The organism is Kitasatospora sp. NPDC041917, from assembly GCF_055589745.1.
Map to the genome: position 1 here is coordinate 1 of NZ_JBVJBI010000016.1, position 11,020 is coordinate 11,020.

9 protein-coding genes are annotated in these 11,020 nt (G+C 71.5%); 2 read left to right on the forward strand and 7 right to left on the reverse strand.

The annotated features are described in order from the left end of the window. Nucleotides 1–132: 132 nt before the first annotated feature. From ACZ6EM_RS20650 to ACZ6EM_RS20675, 6 genes are all read right to left on the reverse strand, one after another. On the reverse strand, nucleotides 133–1,650 hold the full coding sequence (locus ACZ6EM_RS20650; protein ID WP_401051750.1) for an MFS transporter: 1,518 nt from the start codon (nucleotides 1,648–1,650) through the stop codon (nucleotides 133–135). A gap of 295 nt (nucleotides 1,651–1,945) precedes the next feature. Beyond that, the gene (locus ACZ6EM_RS20655) at nucleotides 1,946–2,734 is read right to left on the reverse strand and encodes an SDR family oxidoreductase (RefSeq protein WP_401051747.1); all 789 of its coding nucleotides are present in this window, start codon (nucleotides 2,732–2,734) and stop codon (nucleotides 1,946–1,948) included. An 85-nt stretch (nucleotides 2,735–2,819) separates the two neighbouring features. Continuing rightward, complete coding sequence (locus tag ACZ6EM_RS20660; RefSeq protein WP_401051745.1) at nucleotides 2,820–3,188, reverse strand: YciI family protein; 369 nt, start codon at nucleotides 3,186–3,188, stop codon at nucleotides 2,820–2,822. 136 nt (nucleotides 3,189–3,324) lie between these two features. Next, the gene (locus ACZ6EM_RS20665; RefSeq protein WP_452178525.1) at nucleotides 3,325–4,695 is read right to left on the reverse strand and encodes an FAD-dependent oxidoreductase; all 1,371 of its coding nucleotides are present in this window, start codon (nucleotides 4,693–4,695) and stop codon (nucleotides 3,325–3,327) included. 41 nt (nucleotides 4,696–4,736) lie between these two features. Continuing rightward, complete coding sequence (locus tag ACZ6EM_RS20670) at nucleotides 4,737–5,546, reverse strand: TIGR03084 family metal-binding protein (protein ID WP_452178526.1); 810 nt, start codon at nucleotides 5,544–5,546, stop codon at nucleotides 4,737–4,739. A 290-nt stretch (nucleotides 5,547–5,836) separates the two neighbouring features. After that, entirely contained in the window at nucleotides 5,837–7,345 is a 1,509-nt protein-coding gene (locus ACZ6EM_RS20675; RefSeq protein ID WP_465772945.1) for an MFS transporter, read from the reverse strand. Between the two features lie 208 nt (nucleotides 7,346–7,553). On the opposite strand from ACZ6EM_RS20675, the gene ACZ6EM_RS20680 reads away from it, so the two are divergent. Continuing rightward, nucleotides 7,554–8,228, forward strand: a complete 675-nt coding sequence (locus tag ACZ6EM_RS20680; RefSeq protein ID WP_401044340.1) for a TetR/AcrR family transcriptional regulator — start codon at nucleotides 7,554–7,556, stop codon at nucleotides 8,226–8,228. Between the two features lie 467 nt (nucleotides 8,229–8,695). Next, nucleotides 8,696–9,421, forward strand: coding sequence for a helix-turn-helix transcriptional regulator (locus ACZ6EM_RS20685; protein WP_359915572.1), 726 nt, complete (start codon nucleotides 8,696–8,698; stop codon nucleotides 9,419–9,421). Nucleotides 9,422–9,563: 142 nt separating this feature from the next. Here ACZ6EM_RS20685 and ACZ6EM_RS20690 read toward each other — a convergent pair whose 3' ends face one another. Next, entirely contained in the window at nucleotides 9,564–10,940 is a 1,377-nt protein-coding gene (locus tag ACZ6EM_RS20690; RefSeq protein ID WP_465772946.1) for an MFS transporter, read from the reverse strand. Nucleotides 10,941–11,020: the final 80 nt, after the last annotated feature.

Sequence of the window (11,020 nt, forward strand, 5' to 3'; positions counted from 1 at the left end):
AGGATGGCGGGAGGGGAGTACCAGACCCACATCCTGCCCTGAAACGAGAAGTAGAATTTTCCGGGAGAACCGGACGGGACGGGCGCGGCCCCCTTGCTCCCCCCCCCGGCCCCGTCGGGTCGGCCGGTCAGGTCACTGACCGCTGTTGCGGCCCGCCCGCTGGAAGTAGACCCCGGCCAGCACGGCCAGCAGGACGAAGACCCCGGTGGAGACGGCGGCGACGGCGTTCAGCCCGCTGACGAACGCCGCGTGCGCCGTCTTCAGCAACGCCGCGGAGGCGTCGGCCCCGAGCTGCGCGGCCTCGGCGGCGGCGCCGGCGACGGTCTCCCGGGCGCGGTCGGAACCGACGCCGTTCATCTCGCTGCTGTAGACCGCGGAGCCGATCGTGCCGAGGACGGCCAGACCGAGCGCACCGCCGAGGTAGTTCGCGGTCTCCGCCATCGAGGCGGCCGAACCCGCGCGCTCCGGCGGCACCGAGCCGACCACCAGACCGATGCCGAGCGCGAACATCGGACCGGCGCCCAGACCGATGACCGCGGTGCCGAGCACGATCGGCCAGGGGCCGTGCTCACCGTTCACCAGGATCAGCACCGCCGCGCCGATCGCGGAGAGGAACATGCCGCCGACGATCGCGGTCCGCGGCGTGATCGAACGGATCAGGGCCGGCGTGGACATCGTCCCCACCGCCATGCACAGGCCCATCGGGACGAACCACAGCGCCGAGGCCAGCGGGGAGTAGCCGAGCACCGTCTGCAGCAGCTGGGTGACGTTCAGGGCGGTGCCCGCGAGGATCATCCCGGCCAGCGCGAGCGCGGTCAGCATGACCGTGAACGAGCTGTTGGCGAAGAGCCGCAGGTCGAGCAGCGGGTCCTCGCCCTTCAGCTGACGGCGCACGAACACGGTGCCGAACAGCAGGCCCACGACCAGCGCCGCCACACCGGTGACGGTGCTCGCGGTGCCCAGCGTGAGGACCTTGATCGCGTACACCACCGGGAGGATCCCCAGCAGGGAGAGCACGACGCTGGTGAGGTCCAGGCGGCGGGACTGCTCGGGGCGGAACTCCGGGAGCAGGATCGGCCCGGCGATCAGCACCACGGCCGCGACCGGGACGGCCAGCAGGAACACGGCGCCCCACCAGAACGGCGCGAGCAGCACGCCGCCGAGCACGGGCCCGAGCGCGGCACCCGTGAAGGTGCAGGTGGCCCAGATCGAGATGGCCTTCCCGCGCTGCTTGTCGTCACGGAAGATGTTGGTGATCAGGGCGAGGGTGGAGGGCATCAGCGTGGCGCCCGCGATGCCCTGCACGCCGCGCGCCGTGATCAGCATGATCGGGCTGGTCGCCCAGGCGCAGGCCAGCGAGGCCAGGGCGAACACCGCCATGCCCGCCATGAGGAGTCGGCGGCGCCCGATCCGGTCGCCGATGGTCCCCATGGTGATCACCAGACCGGCGACCATGAATCCGTAGGCATCGGTGATCCACAACTGCTGGACACTGCTGGCGCCCAGGTCGGCGGTGAGCTTGGGCAGCGCCAGGAACAGGACGTTCGCATCCAGCGCGACCAGCAGGGTCGGCAGGGCGAGAACCGCCAGTGCCAGCCAGGGCCGCGCGCTCGTGCGAGGGAGGTCGGTTTCCGCTGTAGTGACGGACATGGCCGTGATGCGTCCTTTCGATCATTTCGGAATGTCGCTCACTACGTTGTCGAAGCAGCGGGCCGATTCTTGCGCCGGTTCGCGGAACTTTTTTGAGAAGACTTCCGCGACGCCCGGCGAATCCACGGTCTTCGCTGGTCAGACGCGTGGAGCCGATGGTGATCGACACCATCGGCTCCACGTGAGGACACTTGTTCGAATGTTCTCGGACACCTGGGTCCGTCGGGAGCGTCAGGGTGCTCCGGCCGGCGCTCCGGCCTGCGGTCCATGGGTCGCCTGCGGGACGGACGCGGGATCAGTGGTGGTACTCACCGCAGTTGACGTCGAGGCAGTGGCCCGTGACGGCGCGCGCCAGGTCCGAGGCGAGGAAGAGCACCGCGTCGGCGGTCTCCTCCGGGGTCTGCAGGCGGCGCAGGTCCATGTCGGCGGCCACCTCCTGGTAGCCCTCCTCCAACGACAGGCCGCGCATGGCCGCGAGTTCGCCGATGAACCCCTTCACCTTGTCGGTCCACATCGGCCCGGGCGCCACGGTGTTCACCCGGATGCCCTCCGGGCCCAACTCGGTGGCGAGCATCTGGGCCGCCGCGAGCAGGCCCGACTTGGCGATCTTGTAGGCCCCGCAGGCACGCTTGGAGTGCCGCAGGACGGAGGAGTTGACCATGACGATCGAGCCGCGACTGTCCCTCAGCGCCGGGGTGAACAGCTTCGACAGCCGCAGCGCCGCGTAGACGGTCACCTCCATGCCGAGGCGCACGTCGTCCAGGTCGGTGTCGTGGAGTTCCGTGTGCGGCGGCTCCACGAGCGCGTTGTTGATCAGGGTGTCGACCCGGCCGAACGCGTCGAGCGCGGCGGCGACGAGTGCGCCGGCGGCATCCGGATCGGTGATGTCGGTGGGAACCGCCAGCGCGCGGCGACCGGTCTCCTCGACGGCCTTGGCCACCTCGTCGAGGTAGGACGCGGTGCGCGCCACGAGTACGACGTCGGCGCCCGCCTCGGCACACCGCACGGCGAGCGTCCGGCCGAGACCGGATCCCACGCCCGACACGACGACGACCTTGTCGCGGAGCAACTCCGGAACCTTCATGTGTTCGTCCTCTCGATGCACAGCACACGGACTGGCGAGGGCGCGGGGCGGAGCCCGGGGGCCGCGAGGCCCCCGGGCGACCGGGTCAGGCGGAAGCGCCCTCGCTGAAGACGATCGGACGGACCTCGATGCCGAGGCCCTCGACCGCGGCATCCGGGATCATCGCGGCGACCTCGTGGGCGCGCGCCAGGTCCGCGACCTCGATGATGTAGGTGCCGCCCACGTATTCCTTGGCCTCGGCGTACGGGCCGTCGGTCACGGCGGGGACGCCGCCGCGAACGCGCACCACGGAGCTCTCGTCCGGGCCGGCCAGAGCGAGGGTCCCGACGAACTCACCGGTGGCCTTGATCTTCTCCATGAACGCACCGTGGCCCTGGAAGACCGCGTTGCGCTCCTCCTCCGGCAGCGCGGCGAGGACATCGGCGTTCGGGTACATCATGATCAGGTACTTCATGGTTCCGCTCCTTGCGACGTGAGGCGCCCGGTGGGGCCTTCACTCCTAAGTCGGCGCTGATCCGCCGATCTCGACATCTGGCGACATCCTCGCGAAAAACTTTTTTCCGCACCAGCGGAACCCCGTACCGGCCGGCTCACGGAGCGGGCACACCGAAGGCCGAGGGCGGTACCGGACGGCGGGCCGCGCGCAGCACGCGCAGCAGGATCCGAGGGTGCATCAGGGACTGTGGGGAGGCCACGAGTCCGGCGATCCGCACCAGCGCGTCGGTCACCCGGGGGTCGTGCACCGCCGCTCGCTGCGCCAGCGCGGCGTACCGGTTGACCAGGGCGGTCTGGAGGTTCCGCTTGCCCTTGACGCCCCGGTAGCCCAGGTCGGTCACCGCGGCGAACGACCACGGGGAGCGGATCTCGCGGGCGATGTCCCGGAAGTACGCCTGGGGCCTGGGCAGCCGCCGCCCGGCGGCGTGCCGGCGCAGCACCAGCGCCTGCAGGGCGGCCGAGGTCATGCCCTGGGCGTAGGCGGGGTTGAAGCTGCAGACCGCGTCGCCCATCACCAGCAGTCCGGCCGGAAAGCGCTCCAGCCGGTGGAAGTCCCGGCGGACGCTGGCCGGAAAACGGAAGCGCAGCGGTTCGTCCAGGGGTTCGGCATCGCGGATCGCCTCGTAGATCTCGGGGACGGGCAGCGACCGGACGTAGGCGTGGAACCCTTCCGGGTCGGTGGGCGGGTGGTCGCCCAGCAGCCCGGTCACCGACAGCTCCACCTTGTTGTCGTCGCCGGGCACCCGGTAGAAGAACGCTCCGCGCGGGTGCGAGGGCGTGGCGGCCGGGATGATGGCGATGTCACTGTCGAACGGGTCCTTCTCCAGGCGGTAGTGGCGGGTGGTGTACGCCAGGTCGATCTCGATCCGCTCCTCCGGCGGCGCCTGGTACCCGAGGTCGGCCAGCCACCGCGGGGTCCGCGAGCCGCGGCCGGTGGTGTCGACGACCAGGTGCGCGGAGAGCGTCTGTTCCTCGGCCCCGGGCGTGCGTGCCTGCACCCTGACCCCGGTGACCCGGTGTCCGGAGGCGTCCGTCACCGGGGCGACGATGTCGTGCTCCTCCAGGAACGACACCTCCGGCAGCGCCCGCACCCGCTCGCGCAGATGGTGTTCGAGCACCGGCCGGGTGGCGGGCACGGACGGCAGGCCGGTGCGCGCGGGGCTCAGCCGCAGCCCGTTGAAGTACCACTGGATGTCGTTGCTGAAGTCCCCGGGCCGCACCCCTGCGGCGATCAACTCGTCGGTGAGGCCCGGGAACAGCGACTCCATGATCTGGTGGCCGCGGGCGACCAGCCCGTGGGCGTGGTTGCCGTGCGGGACGCCGCGGCGCGGGCCGCGGACCCCGAGGATCTTGTCGCGTTCGACGATCACGACCCTCGGATAGGACTCGGAGAGCACCCTGGCCGCCAGCAGGCCCGCAATGCTTCCGCCGAGAACCACGGCACATTCGTCGGTACGGGTGGCCATGAAGGTCCCCTCTCTCGGATTTCCGGACGGGTGACGGAAAGTCAGTTCCCGGACTGCGAACGGAACTGGCCGGGCGCGCGGCCCTCTCCGGCCGGGCCGCGGTAGGCCTGGGCGAGGTCGAGCCAGGCGTCGGCGTCCTTGCCCTCGGCCGTCAGGGCCAGGTCGTCGCGGTGCCGGCGCCGGGTCACCAGCAGGCAGAAGTCGACGGCGGGGCCGCTGACGCGCTGCTCCGCGTCGGCGGGACCGAACTCCCACCGGGCTCCCGACGGGGCGGTGATCTCGAAGCGGAACTCGACCTCGGGCGGCGTGAGCCCGCGCGCCTGGTACCCGAAGTCCCAGGTGCGGACCGCGAATTCGACCAGGTAGCGGAGCCGGTCGGTGTGCTCGCGGTGCACTCCGAGCGTGTCGGCGATGTCCTGGCCGTGGCCGAACAGCTCCATCATGCCGGCCGCGGCCAGCACGGGCGCCGGCAGCGGGCGGACCAGCCACGGCACCGGTTGGCCGGCCGGGACCGCCGCCAGGGCCTGCTCGGCGGTCCGGCGCTCGGCGTTCCACCGCTCCAGCAGGAGCTGCGGCGTGCCGGACGCCAGGTAGGGCTTGAGGGACTGCTGCACCGCGCCGTCGAAGTCCTGCCCGATGCCGGCGACCATCGCCTTGAACGCCTCGGGGTCGCCCGCGGCCGTTCCCGCGATCTTGAAGGTGGCCGCGAGGTGGGCGATCTGGTGGGCGACGGTCCAGCCGGGCGCGGGCGTGGGCCGCTTCCAGTCGGCGTCCGTCAGGTTCGCCACCAGGGCGTCGACGGCGTCGCCGTCCGCCGCCAGTGCGGATATCACGTCCTGCGAGTCGGGCATGCCTGTTCCTTCCATAGGGGGGACCCGGATGCCGACGCCGTCTCGACGCACGCTGCGGGGCGTCGGATCGGGGGCCAGCCCAGTATCGGCCGGGCGCCGATCGGCGGGCTTCTCTGCTCGTGCTGAGCGCTCGGCCCGCTCCGCGGCGCTCCCGTCCCCTCGGGTGTCCGCACTCCCCTGCGTCCGCTCCCGCGGTGGAACACGGCAGGCCGGCCGGCCGACGGGTTCGTCGGTCGGCCGGCCCGCGTACTCCCGGTCGGTCGGTCAGTCAGCCGGTCGGTTCAGTCGGTTCAGTCGGTCACCGGCTCCAGGCCGACCAGGGCGAGCCGGTGCCGGCGGCTGATGTACCAGGCGGCCGCGCCGCACAGCAGGGCGAGGGCGGAGACCGCCACCAGGACGGCGGAGGGCGAGGACACCAGGCTCGCCAGCAGCAGCGGCCCCATCAGGCCGCCCAGTCGGTTGAACAGGGAGACCCATCCGGTGGTCCGGCCGCGCCGTTCCGGATCCGCCAGGTCGGCCGCGATCGGGAGGAAGATCGCGGCCATCGAGTTCACCGAGAACAGGGCCGCCACCAGCGCGCCCGCGGCGATCCAGCCCACCTCGGCCACCGCGCCGCTGGCCGTGAGCGCCAGCAGCAGCACCGCGGTGACGGTGGCCAGGCCCGCCGCCATGGAGGTCGGGCCGAAGCGGCGGTAGCCCAGCATCAGCAGCAGGGCGCACGGGATCATCACGATCGCCGCGATGGTGAGCATCAGGTTCGCGGTGTGCACCGGCACGCCGCCGATCCGGGCCAGGCTCGGCACCCAGGTGGTGAGGCCGAAGGTGAGCAGTCCGATCAGGGTGGCGAAAGCGCGCTGGAGGCCGTGGGTGAGGGCCCGTGAGGACCTGGGCAGGTGCCGGACGGCCGACGGTGCGCCCGCGGCCACCGGGGCGGGGGCCGAGGTGCGGTTGGGGACGAAGGGGGTGAGGAGGGCCAGCGCGGCACCGGTGGGGGCGCCGATCAGCCACAGGATCCGCCAGCCGAACACCGGTTCCAGCCACAGCGCCGAGCCGGCGGCGACCAGGTAGCCGACCGCGGTGGCGACGACGGAGAGCGCCACCACCACCGATCCGCGGACCTTTCCGCCGACGGTCTCGGTGAGCAGGGTGATCAGCAGCGGGGCGAGGCCGCCGACCGCCACGCCCATCAGGGCGCACATCACCAGGTTGCCCTCGAAGGTGGGCATCGAGCCGCACATGCTGGTGGCGGTGAACCCGAGGGTGGCGATCAGGTAGGAGCTGCGGCGGCCGATCCGGTCGGTGAGCACGCCGAACAGCAGCGCCCCGGTCGCCGTCCCGGTCAGTCCGCAGACCGCCAGCAGGGAGGCCGCGCGGGGATCGAGCCCGTACTCGGCCCGCATGCCGGGGATGACGAAGCCCAGGGTGGAGGTCTTGCTGATGTCGATGGTGAGGGCGGCCGTACCGATGAGCAGGATCAGCAGCCGGCCGCGCCGCCCCGTCCCGGAGTCAGCCTCGACGGATTTCGGCCGCCCGCGCAGGGCGGCGCCGGCCACCACGACCAGCAGTCCGGCGAGGGCGGTGAACATCTCCGGCATCTCCGACAGGGCCATGCCGTGCAGCTTCCGCCCGTTGTCGGCGGGCATGTGGTCCATCGGCATCGCGGGATCCATCGGCATCGCGGGATCCATCGCGAAGGAGTGCCGGAAGGCCACCGCGGAGGAGACCAGCACGATCAGGCTGCCCAGGGCCAGGAGCAATGTGGCGCCGGTGATCCGGCCGGGGCGTGTGGTGGTGGACAAGAGCGACCTCCGTCGAGCGCTGGTGTGGTGGTCGCGCGACCGGGCGTCGACATTTCTCCTCCGGCCGTCGGCCGCCCCTGGAATGTCGCGCTGAGTGACTGGAAAGCTATGCCCGGCGCCGCGCGGGCCGCTTCTCGCATTGTGCGGGGATCGGAGGGTTGTGGGCGCGAACGTCCCTGACATAAGGGCGTTTTGCTTGACTGAGGGAATGAGTCCGCGTCGCACGGATCCCGGTGCCCGGCCCGCACTGGTGGACATCGCCGCCCGGTTGCTGGCGGAGGAAGGGCCGCAGGCGCTGTCCGCCCGCCGCATCGCGAGCGAGAGCGGCACCTCCACCATGGCCCTGTACACCCACTTCAACGGAATGCGCGGGCTGGTGCGCGCCATGGTTCATGAAGGGTTCACCCGGCTCCAGCACTACTTCACCCTGGTGGAGTTCAGTGACGACCCGGTGAGCGACCTGGCGTTGCTGGGTCGTGCGTACCGGTGCAATGCGCTGGCCAACCCCCACCTGTACGCGGTGATGTTCGGGGGCTCCTCGCTGGCCGGGTTCTCGCTGGGCGAGGAGGACCGGCAATACGGCCGTTACACTCTGGCCGGCGTGGCCGAGTGCGCCGCCCGCTGCATCGAGGCGGGCCGGTTCCGCTCGGAGGACGCCGAGCTGGTGGCGCATCAGATGTGGTCCGCGGTGCACGGTTTGGTGGTCCTGGAGCTCGGCGACTACCTGACCGAGCCGTGCGACGCCGATCGGCTGCTGGAGGCGCAGTTGGTGGGGCTGATGGTCGCGGCCGGCGACATCCTGGAGGCCGCGGTCGCATCGGTGGCGGCCTCCGTGGAGCGACTGTGGGAGGAGGTGGACCCGGCGACGACCGACTCGGACTGAGGGCGGGGCCGGCGCGATCCGCGGTGAATTCCCGAACGGTTCCGCTCCGACGCCGGACCGGCGCAGCCGTCACATGAGTACTCCTGAATCACATCCGTCCCGTCCGTGACATCCGTATGCCCCCCTCCGGCGCATCTCGCCAATTGCTTCAATAGTTCAAACGCATACCGGCCGGTATTCCACCTCTCGACTTTGCCAAATCAACGCGCGAGGAAGTCGTTGAACTTGTCATGTCCGCCTGCTACGGTCATCAGTCGTTATCACGGTGCCACGGTGTGTCACCGTCGCTTAACAGAAGGGAGAGGGTAAACCTCGCGCGCTCCGGTATCTCAGGCCGCCCGCCCCCCTCGGCCGCGTTCCAGGACGCAATACCGGAGTGGAGTTTCCGTCGTCCACCGGTACTGCGAGAACCTGGAGTCATTGTGAAGCCCGCAATCGAAGAGGCCGTGGCCCGAGCCATCGAGGTCATGCACGAGAACATCGGCGAAATACTGACCATAGACGACATGGCGCAGGCGGCCGTCTACAGCAAATTCCACTTCTCCCGGGAATTCCAGCGGGTGACCGGGGTCTCACCGAGACGCTTCCTGTCCGCCATCCGCATCGAGGCCGCCAAACGTCTGCTCATCGAGACGGACCTCAGCGTGACCGAGATCAGCCACCGCGTCGGCTACAACAGCGTCGGCACCTTCAGCTCACGGTTCGCCAGCAGCGTCGGCACGTCGCCCACGATGTTCCGCCAGTTACGCGGCTTCACCACCAGCATCGAACTCGAACGGCGGCGCTGGGCCCGACCCACGGATCTCGCCACCGTCCGCGGCGAGATCCGGGCTCCCGTCGCCGACGGCCTCGGCCGCGTCTTCGTCGGGCTCTTCCGCACCCGCATCCCGGAGGGCCGGCCGGCCGCCTGCACCGTCCTCCCCCGCCCCGGCGCCTTCCTCCTCGAACACGTGCCGCCCGGGACCTGGTACCTCCTCGCCCACTCCGTCCCCGCCTCCTTCGACGAAGTCCTCACCGGCGAGGTCTCCGTCGGCTCCGTCGGCCCCGTCGAGATCAGGGCGAACGTCCCGCCGAAGCCGCTCGAACTGCGCCTGCGACCCGTGCACGCCCTCGACCCGCCCGTCCTGCTCGCGCTGCTGGACGTCCGGGCGGCGGCCCTCGCCAGGAACGAACGGCTCTCCGAGGCCGGTTGAGCCGGCGCCGGGGAGCCGGCCGCGCGGCCCGGGGGCGGGGCTCCGGGCCCACGGGGGACGGCGGCCGACGCGCCACGGGCTCCCCGGACATGACGAAGGGGCGGCGGCCGGCTCACGCCGGCCACCGCCCCCGGGAGGAGACTCAGGCCCGTCGCCTCACGGCGATGACCGCCGCACCCACCACGCACGCGACGGCGGCGGTGACGTAGGCGAGGTGGTACCCGGCGAGCTGGTCGCCGCTGGTCCCCGCGACCAGGACCATCACCGCCACGCCCGCGCTGGCGCCGATCTGCTGCGTCACGACGTTCACCGCGCCGGCGACGGCCTGCTGCTGCTCCGGGACGCCGGAGAGGCCGGCGGACGTCATCGAGGGGAAGTTCAGCCCCTGGCCGATGCCGCTGACCACCAGACCGGGCATCACGTGCAACAGGTAGTTCCCGTCCTGCGGCGTGCCCAGCCACAGCCCGGTGCCCACGCCGATCAGGACGAGGCCGACGGCCATCAGCGTCCGCGGGGAGTACGTGGCCAGCAGGCGGCCGGTGGCGAAGTTGGCGGTGAGGAACACCGCCAGGGACATCGGCACCAGGGCGATGCCGGACTCGAAGGGCGAGTAGTGCAGCATCCCCTGCAGGTACAGGGGCGCGAAGAACAGCATCCCGACCGAGCCCATGTACTGGAGGAACGCGGCCAGGCTCGCCTCCCGCACCGAGCCGATCCGGAAGAGGCTTAGCGGAAGCACCGGGTCGGCGGTGCGGTGCTCGCGCACCACGAACAGCACCAGGGAGAGCACCGCGGCGCCGAGCACGATCCACGCCGTGGCGCCGCTGCTGCTCACGCCGACGACGAGCAGGGTGAGGCCGAGCGTGCCCGTGATCGCTCCGGGCAGGTCCAGTCGACCGCGGTGCCCGACGCCGTCGGGCAGTCCGATGCGCGTCGCGCCCAGCACACCGAGACCCACCAGCACCGAGAACCACAGCACCGAGCGCCAGCCGAAGAACTCGGTCAGGACGCCGCCCAGCAGCACCCCGCCGCTGAAGCTCGCGGCGCCGACGGCCGCGTACACCCCGAAGGCCCGGTTGCGCGCCGGACCGGCCGGGAACGTGTCGGTGAGCAGGGCCAGCGCGGCCGGCCCCGACAGGGCGGCGCCGATGCCCTGGACCGCTCTCGCGCCCAGCAGCGTCACGGTGTTGGGGGCCACCGCCCCGATCAGCGCGGAGACGGTGAACAGGGCGACGCCGGCCTCGAACACCCGCCGCCGCCCGATCACGTCGGCCAGTCGGCCGCCCACCAGCAGGAAGCCGGCGAACGTGACGGCGTAGGCGGTCATCACCCACTGGAGCGTGCTCTCGTCCAGGTGGAAGCGCTCCCCCACCGAGGGCAGCGCCGCGTTGAGCACTCCGAGGCCGCTCACGTCCAGGGCCAGCGCCCCGGCCAGGACGCCGAGTGCGAGTCCCGGCCGGCGGACCCGTGAGGCCGCGGCGCCGGTGGTGTCGCCGGTGGTGTCAGTGGTGTCGGTCATGCGGGCCTGCCGTGGAAGTCGCGGCCGGCGAGTGCCCGCCCGAGGTGGTCGCTGCGTCCGGGTAAGGAGCTGCTGGCATC

What these genes read in the sequence shown, in the direction of transcription:
- ACZ6EM_RS20650 (WP_401051750.1), bottom strand. Translation starts at nt 1,650, where the DNA reads ATGTCCGTCACTACAGCGGAAACCGACCTCCCTCGCACGAGCGCGCGG.
- ACZ6EM_RS20655 (WP_401051747.1), bottom strand. Translation starts at nt 2,734, where the DNA reads ATGAAGGTTCCGGAGTTGCTCCGCGACAAGGTCGTCGTCGTGTCGGGC.
- ACZ6EM_RS20660 (WP_401051745.1), bottom strand. Translation starts at nt 3,188, where the DNA reads ATGAAGTACCTGATCATGATGTACCCGAACGCCGATGTCCTCGCCGCG.
- ACZ6EM_RS20665 (WP_452178525.1), bottom strand. Translation starts at nt 4,695, where the DNA reads ATGGCCACCCGTACCGACGAATGTGCCGTGGTTCTCGGCGGAAGCATT.
- ACZ6EM_RS20670 (WP_452178526.1), bottom strand. Translation starts at nt 5,546, where the DNA reads ATGCCCGACTCGCAGGACGTGATATCCGCACTGGCGGCGGACGGCGAC.
- ACZ6EM_RS20680 (WP_401044340.1), top strand. Translation starts at nt 7,554, where the DNA reads ATGAGTCCGCGTCGCACGGATCCCGGTGCCCGGCCCGCACTGGTGGAC.
- ACZ6EM_RS20685 (WP_359915572.1), top strand. Translation starts at nt 8,696, where the DNA reads ATGCACGAGAACATCGGCGAAATACTGACCATAGACGACATGGCGCAG.
- ACZ6EM_RS20690 (WP_465772946.1), bottom strand. Translation starts at nt 10,940, where the DNA reads ATGACCGACACCACTGACACCACCGGCGACACCACCGGCGCCGCGGCC.